The sequence below is a fragment of the Sinisalibacter lacisalsi genome (genome assembly GCF_014640115.1).
Taxonomy (GTDB): domain Bacteria; phylum Pseudomonadota; class Alphaproteobacteria; order Rhodobacterales; family Rhodobacteraceae; genus Sinisalibacter; species Sinisalibacter lacisalsi.
This window is the reverse complement of the sequence record NZ_BMGI01000001.1, coordinates 686,230-707,224: the sequence shown is the minus strand read 5'-3', so window position 1 is coordinate 707,224 and position 20,995 is coordinate 686,230. Positions and strand designations below refer to the sequence as shown.

General features: G+C 64.7%; 19 protein-coding genes. 11 read left to right on the top strand and 8 right to left on the bottom strand.

Annotated features, from left to right (window positions below):
• Positions 1 to 7: 7 nt before the first annotated feature.
• Positions 8 to 829, top strand: coding sequence for a sugar phosphate isomerase/epimerase family protein (locus tag IEW01_RS03550; RefSeq protein ID WP_188526206.1), 822 nt, complete (start codon positions 8 to 10; stop codon positions 827 to 829).
• Between the two features lie 25 nt (positions 830 to 854).
• Here the strand turns inward: IEW01_RS03550 and IEW01_RS03545 are convergent, their stop codons facing one another.
• The 7 genes from IEW01_RS03545 to IEW01_RS03515 all read right to left on the bottom strand — a co-directional run bounded on the left by IEW01_RS03545 (position 855) and on the right by IEW01_RS03515 (position 7,832).
• The gene (locus IEW01_RS03545; protein ID WP_188526205.1) at positions 855 to 1,571 is read right to left on the bottom strand and encodes a ThuA domain-containing protein; all 717 of its coding nucleotides are present in this window, start codon (positions 1,569 to 1,571) and stop codon (positions 855 to 857) included.
• A complete protein-coding gene (locus IEW01_RS03540) occupies positions 1,568 to 2,431 on the bottom strand; it encodes an NAD(P)-dependent oxidoreductase (protein ID WP_268236801.1) in 864 nt (287 codons plus the stop codon). The genes IEW01_RS03545 and IEW01_RS03540 overlap by 4 nt, the downstream gene beginning before the upstream one ends.
• 7 nt (positions 2,432 to 2,438) lie before the next feature.
• Positions 2,439 to 3,950: a sugar ABC transporter ATP-binding protein gene (locus IEW01_RS03535; RefSeq protein WP_188526203.1), complete on the bottom strand. Its 1,512-nt coding sequence runs from the start codon at positions 3,948 to 3,950 to the stop codon at positions 2,439 to 2,441.
• Complete coding sequence (locus tag IEW01_RS03530) at positions 3,947 to 4,948, bottom strand: ABC transporter permease (protein ID WP_188526202.1); 1,002 nt, start codon at positions 4,946 to 4,948, stop codon at positions 3,947 to 3,949. The genes IEW01_RS03535 and IEW01_RS03530 overlap by 4 nt, the downstream gene beginning before the upstream one ends.
• 13 nt (positions 4,949 to 4,961) lie before the next feature.
• Entirely contained in the window at positions 4,962 to 5,936 is a 975-nt protein-coding gene (locus IEW01_RS03525; protein ID WP_188526201.1) for an ABC transporter permease, read from the bottom strand.
• A gap of 33 nt (positions 5,937 to 5,969) precedes the next feature.
• Positions 5,970 to 6,782 (bottom strand): SDR family NAD(P)-dependent oxidoreductase, encoded by an 813-nt coding sequence (locus IEW01_RS03520; RefSeq protein ID WP_188526200.1) that lies wholly within the window; start codon positions 6,780 to 6,782, stop codon positions 5,970 to 5,972.
• A gap of 87 nt (positions 6,783 to 6,869) precedes the next feature.
• A complete protein-coding gene (locus tag IEW01_RS03515) occupies positions 6,870 to 7,832 on the bottom strand; it encodes a sugar ABC transporter substrate-binding protein (RefSeq protein ID WP_188526199.1) in 963 nt (320 codons plus the stop codon).
• 353 nt (positions 7,833 to 8,185) lie between these two features.
• Between IEW01_RS03515 and IEW01_RS03510 the strand changes: the two genes are divergently transcribed.
• The 10 genes from IEW01_RS03510 (at position 8,186) to IEW01_RS03465 (ending at position 19,847) form a co-directional block, all read left to right on the top strand.
• Positions 8,186 to 9,874 carry an extracellular solute-binding protein gene (locus tag IEW01_RS03510; protein ID WP_229738037.1) on the top strand — a complete coding sequence of 563 codons (1,689 nt, stop codon included), beginning with the start codon at positions 8,186 to 8,188 and terminating at the stop codon, positions 9,872 to 9,874.
• 10 nt (positions 9,875 to 9,884) lie between these two features.
• Entirely contained in the window at positions 9,885 to 10,694 is an 810-nt protein-coding gene (locus tag IEW01_RS03505; protein WP_188526198.1) for an SDR family NAD(P)-dependent oxidoreductase, read from the top strand.
• A gap of 63 nt (positions 10,695 to 10,757) precedes the next feature.
• Positions 10,758 to 12,056: a M24 family metallopeptidase gene (locus IEW01_RS03500; protein ID WP_188526197.1), complete on the top strand. Its 1,299-nt coding sequence runs from the start codon at positions 10,758 to 10,760 to the stop codon at positions 12,054 to 12,056.
• 89 nt (positions 12,057 to 12,145) lie between these two features.
• A complete protein-coding gene (locus IEW01_RS03495; protein WP_188526196.1) occupies positions 12,146 to 13,123 on the top strand; it encodes a thiamine pyrophosphate-dependent dehydrogenase E1 component subunit alpha in 978 nt (325 codons plus the stop codon).
• Positions 13,124 to 13,134: 11 nt separating this feature from the next.
• Positions 13,135 to 14,130, top strand: coding sequence for an alpha-ketoacid dehydrogenase subunit beta (locus IEW01_RS03490; protein WP_188526195.1), 996 nt, complete (start codon positions 13,135 to 13,137; stop codon positions 14,128 to 14,130).
• On the top strand, positions 14,120 to 15,406 hold the full coding sequence (locus IEW01_RS03485) for a biotin/lipoyl-containing protein (protein ID WP_188526194.1): 1,287 nt from the start codon (positions 14,120 to 14,122) through the stop codon (positions 15,404 to 15,406). Before IEW01_RS03490 ends, IEW01_RS03485 begins: the two co-directional genes overlap by 11 nt.
• Positions 15,407 to 15,421: 15 nt before the next feature.
• A complete protein-coding gene (locus tag IEW01_RS03480) occupies positions 15,422 to 16,852 on the top strand; it encodes an NAD-dependent succinate-semialdehyde dehydrogenase (protein WP_188526193.1) in 1,431 nt (476 codons plus the stop codon).
• Between the two features lie 9 nt (positions 16,853 to 16,861).
• Positions 16,862 to 17,746, top strand: coding sequence for a 2-oxo acid dehydrogenase subunit E2 (locus IEW01_RS03475; RefSeq protein ID WP_188526192.1), 885 nt, complete (start codon positions 16,862 to 16,864; stop codon positions 17,744 to 17,746).
• A gap of 8 nt (positions 17,747 to 17,754) precedes the next feature.
• Complete coding sequence (gene lpdA, locus IEW01_RS03470; RefSeq protein WP_188526191.1) at positions 17,755 to 19,131, top strand: dihydrolipoyl dehydrogenase; 1,377 nt, start codon at positions 17,755 to 17,757, stop codon at positions 19,129 to 19,131.
• Positions 19,128 to 19,847: an SDR family oxidoreductase gene (locus IEW01_RS03465; protein WP_188526190.1), complete on the top strand. Its 720-nt coding sequence runs from the start codon at positions 19,128 to 19,130 to the stop codon at positions 19,845 to 19,847. The genes lpdA and IEW01_RS03465 overlap by 4 nt, the downstream gene beginning before the upstream one ends.
• 94 nt (positions 19,848 to 19,941) lie before the next feature.
• Here the strand turns inward: IEW01_RS03465 and IEW01_RS03460 are convergent, their stop codons facing one another.
• Positions 19,942 to 20,982: an ATP-grasp domain-containing protein gene (locus tag IEW01_RS03460; protein WP_188526189.1), complete on the bottom strand. Its 1,041-nt coding sequence runs from the start codon at positions 20,980 to 20,982 to the stop codon at positions 19,942 to 19,944.
• Positions 20,983 to 20,995: the final 13 nt, after the last annotated feature.

The following is a 20,995-nucleotide window of genomic DNA, read 5'->3' as shown; positions in this document are numbered from 1 at the left end:
GGCAGACATGACGCACAGCTATTCCATGGGTTACCTGACCGCGAACGGGCTGCCCCCGGTCGCGGCCATCGAGCTTGCCGCCCGCCTCGGATTTTACGAGATCAGCTTTCGACTTCTGCCTGCCGGCCCCGACGACAGCCCGCCACCGCTGATGACCGACGACAGGCTGCTGGCCGAGGTCATGGCCGCGCTCGACGCGCATGGCCTCACGGTGTCGGACGCCGAGATGATCCGGCTTGGCGCGGAGACCGACCTTGAAAGCTTTCGCCCCTTCCTCGAACGCGTGAAGGGCATGGGCGCGCGGCATGTCCTGGTAGCGGGCGACGACACCGACCGGGCGCGGATCATCGACAGCTACGGCCAGCTTTGCGAGATGGTCGGGGAGTTCGGCCTGACTGCTGATCTCGAATTCATGCCATGGACCGCGATCCGGAATATCGCCGACGCGCGCGAACTGGTCGAGGCGGCGCGCCACCCGGCCGCGGCGATCCTGTTCGATTGCCTGCACTTCGACCGCTCCGACAGCACGCTCGAAGAGCTGGAAGCGATCCCACGCGAAATGATGAACTACGTGCAGATCTGCGACGGACCGGTGCCCTATGACCCCGACGGCACGGCGATGATGCAACTCGGCCGAACGGCGCGGCTGGTGCCCGGCGAAGGCGGCATCGACCTTACGGCCATTGCCGCCCGCCTGCCCGCGGATATTCCGATCTCGGTCGAGGTGCCGAACCACGCGTTGCGTGACGAGATCGGCGCCGAGGAACTGGTGCGGCGCTGCCTCGTGGCCACCCGAGCCTTGCTCGGCGAAGCGACAGACAGCGCCTGACGCTCGGGGGCTTTGGGAGCGCGGGCTACGAAAGCGCCGCCCGGCCTCCGGCGGCCCATATTGCCCCGCGGCGGATCATTTCGGTGACCTGAGGCACCTTGAGATCGTCCAGCTCGTGCCCGATCGAGCAGTAGAACACACGCCCTTTGTCCCAGCGACGGGTCCAGGTGACGGGGATCACGGTGCCCTCAATCCACCACAGGTGATCGCCGGAGAAGGTGGTCGTGGCCAGCACGTTGTTGGACGGATCGGTCAGCATGTAATACTGCTCGGAGGTGATGCGGAAACTGCGGATGCCCTCCACCAGAGGGTGGTCCGGCTGGCAGATTGTCACGTCGTAGTTGATGTAGTCTTCCTTGGGTTGGAGGTTGTCGGGCCAGCCGGGCGGATGAGCCACGAACTGCCCGCCGATCAGGAAGTGATAGGTTGGCCGATCGCGGAAGGCATCGCCCATATGCCCGTGCCATCCCGCCAGCCCGCAACCAGCACCGATCAGCTTCAACAGCCCATCTTCCTGCAGCTTCGTCATGTTGCCGAATTCTTCCCTGTGGCCCGACCGGGCCGAAGACCAGATCGGCGTGATCAGGTCCAGGTCGGCGAGGTCTTCGGGGCGCTCAAGCGGCTCCAGCGTTTCATGGATGGCAACCTCGAAACCGTTCTCTTCGAGCAATTGCCTGTACCAGTCCGCGAATCGGGTGGGGGCGTGGCCTTGCCAACCACCGACGAAAAGGGCGGCCTTCATTCTGTGTCCTTTCTCATGAAGTCGAGGATCGAAGCCATGTCGCGGGCGCCGTAGCCCCGCGCCTCGGCCTCGATCAGCGTTTCCAGCGTGACCAGCCCCTGCGGCATGGCGGTTCCGAGCCGCTTCGCCAGCGTGGCGGTCACGGCCATGTCCTTTCGGGCCAGCGCGACCGTGAAGGTCACGTCATGCGCCGCCTCGTCGAGGTAGAGCGGGCGGCGGTATTTCAGCATCGGCGCGGCGGCGGCGCTGTTCTCGATCACCTCGAAGGCAACCTCCGGGGCGATGCCCGCCGCTTCGGCAAGGGTCATGGCTTCGGCCAGCGTCTGGTTGAGCCCGTGAATCATCGAATTCACGGCAAGTTTCATGACCGCCCCGGCGCCGGTCGATCCAAGGCAGATCGTGGCCCGACCGATGGCGTCAAACAGCGGCCGGAGCGGGATGGCCTCGCACTCGGTGCAGCCGGCCATGATCAGAAGCTGCGCATCGGCGGCGGCCTGCGTCGCCCCGGAAACCGGCGCGTCGATCACGCTGCATCCATCGGGCGCCGCCTTGGCCAGCGCGATGATGTGATCCGGCGACATCGTGCCCATCTCGACGAACACCCGAGCGCCCCGACCGGCGAAAAGGCCGTTCGGCCCCAGGTGCACCGCGTCCGACGAGCGGTCGTCGGCCAGCATGGTGACAACGACCTCCGCGGCCTCGGTCAGCGCCCTCGGGGTATCGACGACGCCGCAGCCGATTTGATCGGCCAGCGCCTGCGCCTTTTCGGCCGAACGGTTCCAGACCACGAGCCGATGCCCGGCGGCGGCAAGATTGGCCGCCATGGGGGCTCCCATTCTGCCAAGTCCGGCAAATCCCACGCGCACGCTAGGCCACCTTGTCTCCCGAGATCCCCGAAATCGCCTGGATCAGGCTGTCTTCGGTCACTTCCTCCGAGGTGAATTCACGCATCACCTTGCCGGAGAACATCGCCACGATCCGGTCCGAGACGTGCAGCACCTCGGGCATTTCCGAACTGATGACGATCACCGCATAGCCTTGGGCGGCGAGTTCGCGGATCAGGTTGTGGATCTCGGATTTGGACCCGACGTCGATGCCGCGGGTGGGTTCGTCCACGATCAGAACCTCCGGGTGCATCGACAGCCACTTGCCGATCACGATCTTCTGCTGGTTGCCCCCCGAGAGGTTGCCGACCAGCTGCCGCCAGCCGGGCGTGCGGATATCCAGCTTGTCGCGATACTGGTCGAAGATCGCCACCTCGGCCCCGTCGCTGACGAAGGGCCCGGCCGTCATGTCATCGACCTGCGGCAGGGTCATGTTGTCGCGGCAATTCATGCCCAGCACCAGCCCCTGCGCCTTGCGGTCTTCGGGCACCAAGGAAATGCCGCGCCGGATGGCGTCTTGCGGCGAGTGGATGCGCACCTCCTCCCCGTTCAGAAAGATCTGTCCCGAAGAGGGATCGCGCAGGCCGAAGATCGTTTCGGCGATCTCGGTGCGGCCGGCCCCGACGAGGCCGTAGAAGCCCAGAACCTCGCCGCGGCGGACGGAAAAACTGACATCCTCGAACAGCTCACCGCAACTGAGGTTGCGCACCTCGAGCGCCACATCGCCCATCTCGTGATGGCTCTCGTTGCGGCTGAGATCCAGCTTGCGCCCGATCATCAGGTGCGTGACTTCCTCCTCGTTGGTTTCGGCGGTGTTCAGCGTGCCGCGATACTGGCCGTCGCGCAGGACGCTGATCCTATCGGTGATCTTGAAGATCTCCTCCATCCGGTGGGAAATGTAGATCACCCCAACACCGCGCGATTGCAGGTCGGCAATCACCTTGAACAGAACGACCTTCTCCGCATCGGTCAGGGAAGCGGTCGGTTCATCGAAGATCACCGCGCGCGGATCGACGGTCAGGGCGCGGGCGATCTCGACCATCTGCTGGTTGGCGATCGACAGGTCCCCAAGCCGGGTGCGGGCGTTGAACCCCACGTTCAGCGTCTTGAGGATCGCGTCGGTCGCATCGTAGAGCGTCTGCCAATCGACGCGACCGAAGCTCCTGCGCGGCAGTTCGCCCAGAAAGATGTTCTCCGCCACGCTGAGTTCATCGGCGAGGCTGAGTTCCTGGTGGATGAAGACCACACCATTGGCCTTGGCCTGCATCGGCGATGTCATGACGACGGGCTTTTCGGCGATGTAGATCTGCCCTTCGTCCGGGTCGTGGATTCCGCCCAGCACCTTCATCAGGGTCGATTTTCCGGCGCCGTTCTCGCCCATCAGCGCGTGCACCTCGCCGGGCATGACCTCGAAGGAAACATTGTCGAGGGCGCGGACACCGGGAAAGGTCTTGACGATGCCTTCCAGCCGCAATGCGGGGATCTGATCTGTCATGTCTTCAACTCCTCCTTGCCTTTGCGGTTCAGCTGCCGGTCAAGAAACAGCACCGTGATCAGGATAAGGCCGATAACGAGGTTCACGGTCTGGGTATCGGCGCCGATATGGCCCAGCCCCTTGCGCAGGAGCTGGATCGCGATGACCCCGCCTAGGGTCGACACGATCGAGCCATAGCCGCCGGTGAGCTTGGTGCCGCCCAGCACCACGGCGGTGATTGCCCAAAGCTCGTAGAGCATCCCGTCATTGGGGTTGACCGAACCGCTTTCGGAATAGAACACCACCGCCGAAAGCGCGGCGAGAAACCCGATCAGCATGAAATTCCACAGGAAATGCGGACCAACCCGAATGCCGGCGTTGACCGCTGCCTCGCGGTTGTTGCCGATCGCGTAGGCGTTGCGGCCATGGACCGTTCTCGTCATCAGGAGCCACAGAAGCAGGCCCGCCACCAGCAGAAACCAGGTGGCCGTGTGCAGCCCGAGGAATTGCGCTTCAGCGAAATCGACCAGCGTCCAGTTCAGGTGGCTGGTGGGTTGTTCGCCGTTGTACATGAAGACCAGGCCGCGAAAGCCCAGCATCGAGCCGAGCGTGACGATGAAGGCATCAACCCCGGTCTTCCACACGATGAACCCGTTCACCGCCCCGAGGACAACGCCGGTCAGCAGCGCGAAGCCCCAGGCCAGCGGGATGGCCCAATCGCCAAGGGCCGCCATGAATGGCCAGGTCATGCTGTCCAGCAGCACGATCGCCGAAAGCGCGAAGATCGCGCCCACGCTCAGGTCGATGTTGCCGTTGATCATGATGATCGTCATGCCGAGAGCGATGATCCCGATCGGGGCCGACTGCTTGAGCAGCAGCAGCATGTTGTCGAAATCCATGAAGGCCTTGTCGGTGACCGCGAGCAGCTCGCCGGCGACCGAGAAGAAGATCAACTCCACCACGATGAAGGCCCAGATGCCGCCTTGCTTGATCAGGTTCACCCGAAATTGGCTGTTCATTCTCATGCCCTCCCTACGCGATCGGCGACCAGAGGCGGCCACGCTTGGCGGCGATATCCAGCCAGACGGCGAGGATGATGATGATCCAGGTCACGACATACTGAACGTAGAAGGCGAGCCCCATGAGCAGCAGTCCATTCTGGATGAAACCGAGGATCAGCACCCCGATCACCGTCTTGAAAACCGTGCCGGAGCCGCCCAGCAGGGAAGCCCCGCCAAGAATGACGGCGGCCAGGACTTCCAGTTCGAGCCCCTGACCCACGGTGTTCTGGCTTCCGAGGCTGCGGCTTGCCTGGATCAGGCCGGCGGTCGCGACACAGAAGGCCGAGAACAGGTAAGTCATGAACACGACCCGCGCGCGCGGAATGCCCGAGAAGGTCGCGGCGGTTCCGTTGCCGCCGACCGCATAGACCTTCCGTCCGAAGGGCGTCTTGCCCAGAATGATGCTGAGCACCACGGCCAGCAGCGCGAACATCAGGATCGGCACCGGTATTCCCACGATGCTGCCTTGTCCGAAAACGCTGAACCAGGTGCCTTCCTTGTCGGCGATATCCATGTTCTTGCCGCCCGACCAGGTCAGCGTCAGGCCATGGATCGCAGATAGCATCCCCAGCGTCACGATCAGGGAATTGAGCTTCAGGTAACCGACGAGAAAGCCTATGAAACCGCCCAGCGCCAATGTCATCGCGAACATCGCCGGAATCGCCAGCGAGGGGCCGATCTTGTCATGCAGGTCGAGCACCACGATGGTCGAGAACGACATCATGGACCCGACCGAAAGGTCGAGATTGCCGCCGATCACGACGAAGGTGACACCGAGCGCCATCACGCCCAGAATGGCGGATGACCGGATCACGCCAGAGATATTGTCGATCGCGATGAAGCGCGGGTTGGCCAGCGCGAACGCGATCATGAAAACCACGAAGGCCACGAGGATCCCCTGCCTCGCAAGGAGCTTGCCCAGCCCCTTCGTCGTTAGTTCCGCCATGTTCTCCTCCCTGATGGTTGACATGAACGCCCGTCAGACGAGCGTCATGCCCCCGTCGATCATGACGATTTGCCCCGTCATGTAATCGCTGTCTCTTGCGGCCAGAAACGTCGTGGTTCCGGTCACATCGCCGGGTTTGGCCACGCGGCCCTTCAAAATCTCGGCAGAAAACTCCTCCATCGCCTGTCCCGGGCGCTCGGCGGCACCGATCTCCATCAGGTCCTGGTCGACCTGCTCCCACATCTCGGTGGCCACGACCCCGGGCGCGAAGCCGGTGACGGTGATGCCGTGCTTGGCGAGGTCGCGCGCGCCGGACTGGGTCAAGGAGACCACGGCCCATTTGCTGGCACAATAGGGTGCGACGTTGTCGAAGCCCTGCCGGCTGGCGATCGAGGCGGTGTTGATGATCTTGCCGGCCATGCCGTCGCCGTCGCGGCCCTGCGCGATCATCTGGCGGGCCGCTTCCTGCATGCCGATCATGCAGCCCAGCCCGTTGATCCCCATGATGAAATTCCAGTTGTCCTCGGTCACGTCGAGGAAGTTCATCGGCTTGTTCACACCGGCGTTGTTGAACTTCACGTCCAGGCGCCCGAATTGCCCGACGGTGTGCGCGATCATGGCCCGAACCTGCTCGCGGTCGGTCACGTCGACGGCGGCGTGGGTCACTTTCCCGCCGGCGCGGGCCGCACGTTCAGCGTTTTGCTCGGCAACCTCGGCAACCTTGGTGTCGTTGATGTCGGCGAAACAGACATTCGCGCCTTCGTCCAGCAGCGCCTCGCCGATTGCGCGCCCGATGCCTTGCGCCGCACCGGTGACAATACAGGACCGTCCCTCGACACGAGCCATACCCTGCCCTCCCCTGTCCGGAAATACAGTTCGGTGAAGATGTCGGCGCAGGGCGGCCGTAACCGCCCCGCGCCTTCAGGGAGAAGATCAGAAGACGGGCTTGGTGAACTCGTCCATGTTGTCCTGGGTGATCTTCGGCGTATCGAAGTAGTTGAGGAACGGCAGCTCTTCGCCATTGAGCGTGTCGATCGCGGTCTTGAGCGCCGCTTCGGCGTCATCGACCGGCGACTGGTAGATCGAACCCCAGTATTCGCCGCGACCCATCGCCTCGTAGCCGACGGCGAAGTTGGTGGCGCCGACGAAGGTGATGCCTTCGGCCCGGCCAGCGGCGAGCGCGGCGTTCAGCGCGCCGACGCCCATGTTGTCGTCACCGGCATAGACACCGTCGATATCGTCATACTTGACGAGGAAGGCTTCCATGACCTGCTGCGACTTCTCGCGGTTCCAGTCGCCCGGCTGGGTTTCGACCAGGTCCACGTTCGGGCAGACCTCGGGCAGGCGCTCCTCGAAGCCCTGCGCCCGCTCGATCGCGGTGGTGTAGCCCGGCTGACCGGAGATCTGCACGACGCGGGCCTCATCCTCGATACCCAGTTCCTTGAACCGGTCGCACATGATCTCGGCGGAACGCGACCCTTGCGTGATGTTGTCCGGGCCGGAGAACGAAGCGACGAAATCGAAGCCAGCCTCGGCGATGTTGGAATTGGTGACGATCACCGGGATATCGGCCTGGCTGGCCTTGCGCACGGCAGGGATCACGGCTTCGCCGTTGGTGGGCCAGATGATGATGGCGTCCACTTCCTGCTGGATCAGGTCTTCCATCTGGGCGATCTGCCGCGCCACGTCGCCACCGGCATCAAGCACGACAACATCGACGTTCGGGTTGGCTTCGGCGGCGGCGATGAACGCCTTTTCATAGGTCGTCTGATAGCTGTCGACGCCCACGTTGTTCTGCGTGATGCCGATCGTGTAGGTGGCGTGGTTGTCGGCAAACGCCGACGTGCCGATCAGGGCCGTCGTGCAAGCGAGCGCGATTTTGGTCGTTGATTTCATCTTGGGTCCTCCCAGTAGATTTTATTCGGTTGCGATTGCGGCTGTCCTCCCAGCCCGGGAACTGGCGCCCCTGAACAATCCGACCCCTATCCAGCGTGATTCTCACAAAAGATAGGCCCTTCGTTTTATCCATTACGGACAAATTCATATCCAATTCGGAGAAGATCAGCATACTGCGAAGGTATCAATCTGAACATTTTCGGAAAGGACACGGCATGACCGACTCGCGCCGACGCAATCGCGCCCCCAACAACCATGATGAGATGCAACAGAAAGCCGCAAGAAATATCCATATCAGAGAAAGTGCTGCCGCCACGGCAAGCGCTTTGTCCGGTATTGCGGCCAGCCCGGAGATGCCGCGGCTCGTGAGCTTCTTGCAGGAGGTTTGCTCCGAGATCGAAAACGGATTGGAACCGAACACGCCCAATCCGCATCTCAACATGGTTCTGCACCTTCTGCGCTGCCATTGCGAAGGGCGCGTGGTGTCGCCCTCGGCCATGGTCGCCGCTTCCGGCGTTCCCTATGCGACCGGCACGCGGAAGCTGGCCGAGATCGTGGACTCGGGCCTTGTCGAACAGCGGCCCCGGACCAAGTCGGGCAAGAGCTTTTCCCTGCATCCGAGCCCGAAGCTCCTTCACACCTTCAAGCAGTTCGCCGACCGTATCGACCGGATCGCCCAGGCAGCCTACGGCGGCGCGCAGCAGTCCGCCGAAACGGCGGATTATTACTATGGCGGCTCCTATCAGGCCGGCCAGGCGACGATCCCGCCGCCACGCGCCCTGCCGCAATCGCTGAACCTCGCCGGCGGGCTGCGGATCCTCGTGCATGGCGATCCGACCTTCATGGTCATGGAAAACCTCAAGCGGCAGTTCGAACAGATCGTCGGCACCGACATCAGCCAGCGGGCGTTTTCGATCGACCGTCTGCGCGAAGAGGGGCTGCGCAACGCAACCCGCAACAAGAGCCGCTATGACCTGATCGCGGTCGACCTGCCGTGGCTGGGCGAATTCGTGAAAAAAGGGGTGATCCGCCCCCTGCCCGAGGTGATGGACGTGTCTCGGCTGGAGCCGAGCGATTTCCATACCGCGGGCTGGCGCGCGGCGCATTGGGATGGCGTGCCCTATGGTGTGCCGAGCCAGACCACGCCGGAACTGCTGTTCTACCGCAAGGACTGGTTCGCCGAAGCCGGACTCGAGCCGCCGACGGTCACCGATGACGTGATCGCCGCCGCAAAGGCGTTTCATGACCCGCGCAATGGCCGCTACGGCGTGGCCTGGAACGCCGCCCGTGGCACCGCGTTGGGCCATACCTTCATGATGACCTGCGCCGATTTCGGCCAGCCGATCGTGAATCTGCCGAAGATCGCAGGGGGTTATGACGCCGACCACCTGGAGCGCGACGATTTCCGGCCCATGCTGGACACCGATCGCGCCCGGGCGGCGGCCGAGTACCTGATGCAACTGATGGAATACTCTCCCCCCGACATCCTTTCGATGTCGTGGTACGAGAGGGTCCGTCCCTTCGCCAGCGGCAGCGTGGCAATGGCCTACGGCTACACCCTGCTGGCGCCGTATTTCGAACTGGACAAGACCTGCGCGGCCCATGGCAATACCGGCTACCTGCCCCATCCACATGGCCCTGAGGGCGTGCCGATCGCGCCGGTCGGGGGCTATGTGCTGTGCATCCCGGCCAACCTGTCGGACGAGCGGCTCGAGGACACGGTCGAGGCGCTGATCGCCTTCACCTCACCCGCCGCGCAGAAACTCTATGCCCAGGAAGGCAGCCGGACCTCGCCGCGCTATTCCGTCGGCACCGATCCGGAGGTGCGCAGCCTGTCCACGATCTTCGAGCTTGTCGACCAGATGTCATGGCGTGATGAGCTGCAGTTCTGGCCGCGCCCGCCGCTGCCACAGATTTCCGGGATCATTTCAGCCTGTGGAACGGTGCTGCACGACATGCTGCGCGGCCTCGTGACCCCAGCGGAAGCGCTGGCGGACGCACAGGCGCGCGCCGAAGCGATCTTGAGACAACCAGTCACTTAGGGAGGAAAACATGGACCCAAATCGCCTGAAGGGAAAGAACATCCTGATCACCGGGGCCGCCCGGGGAATGGGGGCCGCCAACGCCGAGTCCTTCGCCGAACAGGGCGCCAATGTCTGCATCGGCGATCTCGATCTGGATGAAGCCCGCGAAGTCGCCGACCGCATCAACGCGGCCGGAGGAGGCAAGGCGATCGCGGTGAAGATGGATGTCACCAAACGCGAAGACAACGCCGCCGCCGTCGCCGCCACGGTCGACGCCTTCGGGTCCATCAATGTCGGCCTGTTCAACGCGGGCCTGAACAAGCCCCGGTTCTTCATGGATATCGATGAAGACAACTGGGACATGATCATGAACGTCAACACCAAGGCGATGTGGCTGGGGATGCAGGAGACCGCCCGCCAGATGATCGCGCAGGGCCCGATGGAAGATCACCCCTACAAGCTGATCAACGTCGGCTCCATCGCCTCGCGCAAGCCGCTGATCGACGTGACCGTCTATTGCACCTCGAAATACGGCTGCCTGGCGCTGACCCATTGCGGCGCGCTGGGGCTGGCCGAGCACAACATTACCGTCAACGGCTATGCGCCCGGCGTCGTCGTCACCCCGCTTTGGGAACAGCTCGACAAGGACCTTGTCGATATCGGCTTCAAGGAGCGCGAAGGCCAAGCCTACGAAGACATCGTCCGCGATGCGCTGCAGATCAAGCGCGTGTCCTATCCCAACGACATCGTCGGCACCGCGTCGTTCCTCGCCAGTGACGACAGCGACTATATGACCGGCCAGATGATCCACATCGATGGCGGCTGGTGCATCCAGTAACGCTCTGACTTTCCAAACGAAACATTGTCAACGGGTCGCAATCTCGGCCCGGAGGAGACCCCCATGTCACGTGCCTTGATGCCGAACTTGCTGACCCCTCAGGATCTTGAACCAAACTGGGAATGGCGCGACCGCCTGCCCGCCTGGGGCCATACTTCGGTCGATTTCGAACGCCGGATCGACCACGACCGGCTGCGGCGCTACCGCCTCGCCCGGACACGGCAGGCACTCCAGAACTCGAACGCGGGCACGCTGCTGCTCTTCGACGTCAACAACATCCGCTACGTATCCGCCACCAAGATCGGCGAATGGGAACGCGACAAGATGTGCCGGTTCTGCCTGCTGACCGGCGATGACAGCCCCTACGTGTGGGATTTCGGCTCCGCAGCGATGCACCACAAGCGCTATTCCGACTGGCTGGAGCCCGATCACTGTCTGGCCGGTGTTGTCGGGATGCGTGGCACGATCCCGCCCGAGTTCGGCCTGATGAAGAAATACGCCAAGCAGATCGCCGGCCTGATCCGCGATGCCGGCATGGCCGACATGCCGGTCGGCGTCGATTATGCCGAAACGGCGATGTTTCACGCGCTGCAGGAAGAAGGTTTGCACGTGGTCGACGGCCAGCAGATCATGCTGGCCGCGCGCGAGATCAAGAACTGGGACGAGATCCAGCTTCTCACCCAGGCGGCCGCGATGGTCGACGGGGTCTACCACATGATCTACGAGGAGCTGAAACCCGGCGTGCGGGAGAACGACATCGTCGCGATGTCGAACAAGATGCTCTATGAGATGGGCTCCGACGACGTCGAGGCGATCAACGCGATCTCGGGCGAGCGCTGCAACCCGCATCCGCACAACTTCACCGACCGGCTGTTCCGCCCCGGCGACCAGGCGTTCTTCGACATCCTGCAAAGCTACCAGGGCTACCGGACCTGCTACTACCGCACCTTCAACATCGGACGGTCGACCCCGGCGCAAACCGACGCCTACGTGAAGGCGCGCGAATGGATCGACGCCTCGATCGCGATGATCAAGCCCGGTGTGACCACCGACAAGGTCGCCGCGGTCTGGCCCAAGGCGGAGGAATTCGGCTTTCCCAACGAAGACGCGGCCTTCGGCCTGCAATTCGGCCACGGGCTCGGTTTGGCGCTGCATGAACGCCCGATCATTTCCCGCGCGGTCAGCCTCGATCACCCGATGGAGATCCAGACCGGCATGGTTTTCGCGCTGGAAACCTACTGCCCGGCCACCGACGGCTACTCCGCCGCGCGGATCGAGGAAGAGGTGGTGGTGACCGAGACCGGCTGCGAGGTGATCAGCCTCTTCCCGGCCGAGGAACTGCCGATCGCGAACCGTTACTGAACGGCCGCCGGGGCACGAGCCCCGGCGCACCCGTCGCCAATCACAGGATGCAAGGGCAATGGCGCCCTTGCCCTTCGTGGGAGATTCACATGGCAAAAGGCAAGACGAATACCGAGGATTATCTCCGTATGTATCGCCAGATGGTCCGCATCCGCACCTTCGAGGACAACGCCAACCAGCTCTACCTGTCGGCCAAGATGCCGGGTCTGACCCATATGTATTCCGGCGAGGAAGCCGTTGCCGTTGGTATCTGCGAGGCGCTGACCGACAACGACCGCATCACCTCGACGCATCGCGGCCACGGCCATTGCGTGGCGAAGGGCGCCGAGTTCAAGGAAATGTTCTGCGAGCTTCTGGGCAAGGAAGAGGGCTATTGCCGCGGCAAGGGCGGCTCCATGCACATCGCCGACCAGAGCCACGGGAACCTGGGCGCCAATGCCATCGTCGGCGGTTCGATGGGGATCGCGACCGGCTCCGCCTTGCGCGCCAAGCTGCAGGGCGCCGACGATGTCACCGTCTGTTTCTTTGGTGACGGGGCCACGGCCCAGGGGTTGCTCTACGAGGTCATGAACATGGCCGCGTTGTGGAACCTGCCGGTGATCTACGCCTGCGAGAACAACGGCTATTCCGAATACACCAAGACCGAGGAAATCGCCGCCGGTTCGATCACCGCGCGCGCCGAGGCCTTCGGGATCGAAGCGTTCAGGATAGACGGACAGGATGTTCTGGCGGTGAATGAGCTGACGCAGAAACTCGTCGCCCGCTGCCGCAACGGCGAAGGCCCGTTCTTCATCGAACTCGAAACCTATCGCTACCACGGCCACCACGTGGGCGACATCAACCGCGAATACTACCGATCCAAGGAAGAAGAGAAGGACTGGAAGCAGAACCGCGATCCGATCGTGCGGTTCCGGTCCTGGCTGGTCGATCAGGGCATCGCCAGCGAGGAAGAGATCGAGGCGATGAATGCCGAGATCGAGAAGGATGCGACCGAGGCCGTCGCCTATGCCGAGGCGGCCAAGTACCCGGACGCAGCCGAGGTCGACATGCATGTTTACGCGGACTGAGGAGAGATAAGATGAGAGAGATCACCCTGTCCCAGGCCGTGAACGAGGCCATCGCGGAAGAAATGCGCCGCGATCCGACGGTATTCCTGCTCGGTGAAGACGTGGCCGAGGCCGGCACGCCCTTCAAGGTTCTGTCCGGCCTGGTCGAGGAATTCGGCACCGAGCGGATCATCGACACGCCGATTGCCGAGCCCGGCTTCGTGGGGTTGGCCGTGGGCGCCGCCATGACCGGCGCAAGGCCGATTGTCGACCTGATGTTCGGCGATTTCATCTACCTGGTGATGGACCAGCTCTGCAACCAGGCGGCCAAGCAGCACTACATGTCGGGCGGCAAGCTGAGCGTGCCGATGGTGCTGCGCACCAACCTCGGCGCAACGCGCCGGTCCGCCGCCCAGCACAGCCAATCGCTGCAGGCGCTGGTGGCGCATATCCCCGGTCTGAAGGTCGCCATGCCCTCGTCGGCCTACGAGGCGAAGGGCCTGATGAAGACCGCGATCCGCGACAACAACCCGGTCGTCATATTCGAAGACAAGCTGATGTACCAGGACAAGGCCCCAGTGCCGGAAGAGGAATACCTGATCCCCTTCGGCGAGGCCAACGTGAAGCGCGAGGGCCGCGACATCACCCTGATCGCCACCTCCTCGATGGTGCAGGTGGCCGAAAAAGCCGCCGAGACGCTGGCGGCCGAAGGGATCAGCGCCGAGGTGATCGACCCGCGCACCATCGTGCCGCTGGACGAGGCGACGCTGCTGGCGAGCGTAAGGAAGACCAGCCGCGCGATCGTCATCGACGAAGGCCACCAAAGCTACGGCGTGACCGCGGAGATCGCCTCGCGCCTGAACGAAAAGGCCTTTTATCACCTCGATGCGCCAGTGCTGCGCATGGGCGCGATGGACGTGCCCGTGCCCTTCAGCCCGGCGCTGGAAGACATCACTGTGCCGACGCCCGAGGGGGTTGTCGCAAACGCCCGCAAGCTTTGCGCGGGGGAGATGATAAATGCCGCATGACGTGACGATGCCTCAGCTGGGCATGGCACAGGATGCGGGCAAGATCGTGTCCTGGCTCAAGGCGCCGGGCGATGCCGTGGCCAAGGGCGACGCTTTGTTCGAGGTGGAAACCGACAAGGCCACGATGGAGGTCGAGGCGCAGGCCGACGGCTTTCTGACCGCGGTCGCGGCGACCGAAGGCGACGATGTGCCCGTGGGCGCGGTGATTGCCCGGATCTCGGATAGCGCCGAGGAGGAAAGCACCGCACCCGCCAAGGCCGGCGAGGCCCCCTCGGGCGCCGAGGACGCCCTGCCCCCGGGCCATTCCGTGACCATGCCACAGCTGGGCATGGCGCAGGACACCGGGTTGCTCGTCAGCTGGCAGAAAACTCCCGGCGATGCGGTCGCGGCCACGGATGTTCTGTTCGAGGTCGAGACCGACAAGAGCACGATGGAGGTCGAGGCGGGCCGCGACGGCTACCTTGCCGCGACCCTGGCCGAGGCCGGCGAAGAGGTGCCGGTGGGCGACCCGGTGGCAATCATCAGCGATGAGGCTCCCGCGAACCCGGTGGCGCGTTCCGCGGTCGCGGCCCCGGCAGCCGCGACGCCTGCACCCGAAGCCGCAGCGGCGAAGCAAGAGGCAAAGCCGGAGCCGCGACCGGCCCCGCAACCCGCCACGCCGCAATCGACGGACGGGCGCATCCTCGCCTCGCCAAAGGCGCGGCGCTTGGCGCTGGAACAGGGGCTGGACTTGAACAGGCTGGCGGAAGCCGGGCACCCGCAGCCCTATCATGTCCGCGATCTGGAAACCCTGCGCGCCATGCCTGACGCCGCCCCGGCGGTCGGCGGTGCTGCGGCCAGCCGCCGCCTCGTGGCCGAAACCGCCGAGGACGGCGTGCCGGGCTTCGCCACATGGGCGGCCGAAGTGCATGGCCTCAGCGACGCCGACGCCATCCTGGCCGGGCTGGCCGGGGCCGCGCTTCCAACCCCCGGGCCGGTCGCGGTGGAACGGCATGGCAGCGCCAAGACCTACGCCCTGCCGGCCACGCGCAGGCTTTCGGAGGTTGGCAAAACCGAGGATGAGCCGGCCCTGATCCTGCGGGATCTGCGCGGCACGGCGCTGCGCTCGGTCGAGATGGGGGCCGAATCTGTTCCCGTTCTGACCCTGGCAACCGCGGGCGCAGGCCTGACGATCACGCTGGAATGCACCCCCGCGCAGCTCGATGCGCAGGCGGCGATCCAACTTCTTGCAAACTTCGCAGGCCAAGTGGAGCAACCGCTTCGCGTTCTGCTCTGAATATCGGAGACCGACATGGACCATACCGATCTCTACATCAACGGCGGCTGGCGCGAGGGCGCGGCCAAGGAACGGTTCGACGTTGTGAACCCGGCCACGGAAGAGGTTCTGGCCTCGGTCGCCTCGGCCGAGATTGCCGATGCCGACGCCGCCCTCGACGCTGCCGAAGCCGCCATGGCGCTCTGGGCCGCGCGCACCCCGCGCGAACGCTCCGAGGTGCTGCGCAAGGCATGGGAGCTGATGACGGCGCGGCTCGATCATTTCGCCCGTCTGATCACATTGGAAAACGGCAAGGCCGGAACGGATGCGCGGGGCGAGGCCACCTATGCCGCCGAATTCTTCCGCTGGTTCGCCGAGGAAGCCGTGCGCGCCGATGGTCTCATCACCCATGCCCCGTCCTCCGGCGCGCGCATCGTGGTGCAACACAAGCCCGCCGGCCTCGCGGTTCTGGTGACGCCGTGGAACTACCCGGCGGCCATGGGCACCCGCAAGATCGCCCCGGCATTGGCGGCGGGCTGCGGCGTCATCATCAAACCCGCGTCGGAAACCCCGCTGACCATGCTGGCGCTGATGCCGCTGCTGGAAGAGGCGGGGGTGCCCAAGGGCCTTGTCAACGTGCTGCCCTCGCGCCGAACCGGCGCGCTGGTCGATCACATGCTGCACGACCCGCGCGTGCGCGTGGTCAGCTTCACCGGCTCCACCGGGGTGGGGCGCAAGCTGCTCAAGGGCGCCGCCGACCAGGTTCTGAAACCGGCGATGGAACTGGGCGGCAACGCGCCTTGCATCATCTTCGAGGATGCCGACATGGACGTGGCGATCGAGGGCACGATGCTGGCCAAGATGCGCAACCTGGGCGAAGCCTGCACCGCCGCCAATCGCATCTACGTGCACGAGGACGTGGCCGAGGAATTCACCCGCCGCCTGACCGAACGGATGTCGGCACTCAAGGTGGGCGACGGCACCGACCCCTCGGTCGATGTCGGCCCGCTGGTCAACGCCGATACGCGTGACAAGGTAGCCGAGTTCGTCGCCGATGCGGTGGCGCGGGGGGCGAAGGTCGAATGCGGCGGAGCCACTCCCAACGGCACCGGGTATTTCTACCCGCCGACCGTGCTGTCGAACGTGCCCGAAACCGCCGAATGCGTGAAAGACGAGATCTTCGGCCCCGTCGCCGCGATCCAGACCTTCACCGACCAGGAGGAGGTGATCCGCCGCGCCAACGACACCGAGTATGGCCTTGTGGCCTATGTTTTCTCGGAAGACTTCAAGCGCGCCATGCAGGTCTGTGAGCGGCTGGACTATGGCATGGTCGGCCTCAACCGTGGGCTGGTCAGCGACCCGGCCGCGCCTTTCGGCGGCACCAAGCAATCGGGCCTTGGCCGCGAGGGCGGTCACGAAGGCATGCTGGAGTTCATGGAAACCCAGTATATCTCGGCCAGCTGGTAGGGGGTGAGCATGTCAGAGATCATCGCCAGCCCCTCCACCCGCCGCCTCGCCCGCGAACACGACGTGGATATCCAGGCCCTCGCAACACGCCTTGGCCGGACCACCATCGCGCCCGAGGACATCACCGGCGCCGGCAGCGCCCCGGCCCCGGCACCCGGTGGCGACACGTCTTACTGGGATGTGGACCACAGCCAGTATGGCCAGGTGATCGAGGAACCGATGAGCCGTTTCGCGCAGGTCGCCGCCCGGAACCTTGCGGCCGCGCAGGCGCTGATCCCGGCGGTCACCCATCATGACCGCGCCGACGTCACCGCCATCGAGGATCTGCGCCGGGTGTGGAAACCCGAGGCCCGATCGCGCGGCATCAAGCTGACCGCGCTGGCCTTTCACGTGGCGGCCCTGGCGCGAACCCTGCGTGCCTTTCCCCGTTTCAACGCCTCGCTGACGCCAGATGGAGAAACGCTGCTGCGCAAGGACTACGTGCATATCGGCATCGCCGTCGACACGCCGCATGGGCTGATGGTGCCGGTCATCCGCGATGCCGACCGCAAGGGTCTGTGGCAGATCGGCGCCGAGATTGCAGACCTCGCGAGCCGCGCGCAGGCCCGCAGGATCGGGCCCGACGAGATGGGTGGCGGCTCGATGACCATCACCAACCTCGGCGGTATCGGCGGCACCGCCTTCACGCCCATCGTGAACCCGCCCGAGGTTGCGATCCTCGGCATCACCCGGACCGAGACCGTAACGGCATGGGATGACGGCACACCGCGCCCGGTGCCGATGGTGCCGCTTGATCTCAGCTATGACCACCGCGTCATCAACGGGGCCGATGCGGCGCGGTTCATGGCCCATTACACCGGGTTGATCGCCGATCCCCGCAACATGATCGTCTGAGGCCCGCCATGAGCGACAAGATCGACCTCCTCGTGATCGGCGCAGGCCCCGGCGGCTATGCCTGTGCCTTTCGTGCCGCCGACCTCGGCCGCGACGTAACGCTAGTCGACGCGCGCGACCGTCTCGGCGGGGTCTGCCTGAACGAAGGCTGCATTCCATCCAAGGCGCTGCTGCATGCCGCCGAAGTGATCCGCGAAGCCCGCCACATGGCCGATTGGGGCATCAACTTCGGCAAGCCCCGGATCGACCTCGACAGGCTCCGCGCGAAGAAGGACCACATCGTCGACACGCTGACCGGCGGTCTGGGCGGGATCGCCAGGCGGCGCAAGGTGACGACGCTGCAGGGCCAGGCCAGGTTCACCGGGCCCGGCACGGTCGAGATCGACGGGCGCGAAATGCGGTTCGAACAGGCGGTGATCGCCGTTGGCTCCAGCCCGGTGCACTTGCCCGGCTGGCCCGACGACCCGCGCATATGGGACAGCAAGGTGGCGCTGGAGATGCGCGAAGTGCCGAGAAAACTGGCCATCGTCGGCGGCGGCATCATCGGGCTGGAAATGGCCACCGTCTACTCCGCGCTCGGTGCCGAGGTGACCGTGGTCGAACTGTCGGACCAGATCGCGCCGGGTGCCGATGCACAAGCCGTCGCGATCCTGCGCGCCGCCTTGGAAGCTGACGGGATCACCCTGCATACCGGCACGCAGGTGACAACGGTAGAGACAACGAAATCCACCGTTACCCTGGTCTGCACCGGCGCCTTCGAAGGCAGGATCAAGGCGCAGGCGGTGATCCAGTCGGTCGGCCGGCGCGCCAATGGCGACCGGGTGGGTGCGGAGGCTGCCGGCCTCGCCGTCTCCGACCGTGGCGTGATCGAGGCCGACAGCGCCGGGCGCACCACGGTGCCCGGTATCTTCGCCATCGGTGACGTGACCGGCAACCCGATGCTGGCGCACCGGGCCACGCATCAAGGCCACATCGCGGCCGAGGTGGCCTCGGGTCACCGCGCGGCACTGAACACCGTGCTGATCCCCTCGGTGGCCTATACCAACCCGGAACTGGCCTGGGTTGGCCTGACCGAGGCGCAAGCGAAGGCGGAGGGTCGCAAGGTCAAGGCCACCTCTTTCCCGTGGTCCGCGAGCGGGCGCAACCTTGCCTCGGGCGGGCAAGACGGGCTGACCAAGCTGATCTATGACCCTGACACGAACCGCCTCCTGGGTGGCACCATCGTGGGCCGCAACGCCGGCGAGCTACTCGCCGAGATCACGCTGGCCATCGAGATGGGCGCCACGCTCGAGGATATCGGCCTGACCATCCATGCCCACCCGACCCTGTCCGAAACCACCGCCTTTGCCGCCGAACGCGCGCTAGGCACCCTGACAGACCTGTGACGGATCTCGGCGGACAGACGGCCCTCGTGACCGGGGCGAGCCGCGGGATCGGCGCGGCGATCGCCATCGCGCTGAAGCAGGCGGGGGCAGAGGTGATCGGGCTCGGCACCCGGATCGAAGACAACCCGCCGCCGGGGATCACGGCGCGCAATTGCGATCTGTCGGACCGGGCCGCCATCGCGGCGCTGGTGGCGGATTTGGACGGCACGCGGATCGACATCCTCGTCAACAATGCCGGGATCATCCGCCGGGCCCCGGCGGCCGAACATGCCACCGAGGATTGGGACGCGGTGATGGCGGTCAACCTCGACGCTCCCTTCCTGCTGACCCGCGCCTTCGGGGCCCGCATGGTGGAGCGCGGGCATGGGCGGGTGATCAATCTCGCCTCGGTTCTCAGCTTCGAAGGCGGCATCATGGTGCCCGGCTACGCCGCCAGCAAGGCAGCGCTGGCCAACCTGACCCGCGCTTTCGCAAACGAATGGGCGGCCCACGGCGTGAACGTGAACGCGATCGCGCCCGGCTACGTCGCCACCGACAACACCGCCGCGCTGCAATCCGACCCCGCGCGCGAAGCGCAGATCCTCGGCCGCGTGCCGGTCGGCCGCTGGCTCACCCCCGAGGAAATCGCGGCCCCCGTTGTCTTTCTCGCCGGCGAATCCGCCTCCGCGATCCACGGCGCGATCCTGGCGGTCGACGGCGGATGGACCGGAAGGTAAGGCCGCCCATGGCCACGGTGGGAGACCGCCTCCGGAAAGCCGTGCAGCTGATATCGCGATTGCGCGTTGTGTGGCCCGGCGGGCAAGAGGGAGATCAGGCCGTCAGGATCGCGCGGGTGGTTCGGTTCGGAATGGCCTCGGGCCCCAGCCAATTTTTCGGCGCGAAAAGCAGACGCTTCAACGCGTATTCTATCCGCTCGATCTGGGGCTTGATGATCGCGTAATCGGCCTGCCCATGGTGCACGTCAAGGATCGACATGGCGGCATTGGCTTCGAACAGAACGAATTCGTCCTGCCCGATCATCCCGAGATCCACCCCGAAATACTCGAGGCCGACACGGCGGCGGATCGTGTCGCAGACCGTCCACAATGGATGATCCGAACCGAACGCGGCGACATGGTCCATGAAGGATTCCAGATCACGGTTGTCGGGTGCATCGCCGAAGGCGCGACGGATGAGCCAGGACGACTGCTCGGTGTAACCTCGCAGGAACGCCCGCTCACCGACGAATGCGATCCGCAGGCGCACATAGGTTCCCCGCGCGTTGGCGAAATCCACGAACTGGGTCATGAAGCAGGCTTCGCCCGGAACGGTCTCGGCATAGGCCTTGGGCCAATCGAAGGGCGTGTCGACCCGGACCAGCCGGCGTGCCGTCTGCGAAGCCGCGGGCCGGATCAGCACGGGATAGGAAAACGCCTCGCGGTCGAAGGTCTGCTCGAGCGCACCGGGGCCGGTCGCGACAAACCGGACGCATCTGGGGACGATCAGGCCCGGGATGCCTTCGAGCACCTGGCTTGAAAGATCCCTTCGGGTCATCGCAACGCGCCGGGGGTGATTGAATATCGGCACCTTCCCGCCAAAGGCATCGTCCAACCCGATCAGCGCGTTCTGGTACTCGTCGGCATCCGCGCACTGGTTTGCGATCCACTGAACATTGCGGACATCAAGAGGTCTTGCAGGCGGATACCAGAATTCAAACGCGTGTTTTGCCAGTTCCCGCTGCAAGCCTTCGCTCCAGACCACGGTGTTGGGAAAGACGAAACGCGGCCGGTTTCGCTCCGTTACGCTGACCCGAACAGAGCCATTGTCGGGAATGGCACGGTAGTGAATCCCCTGCCCTTTCTTCAAACGCACGCCGTTTCTCCTT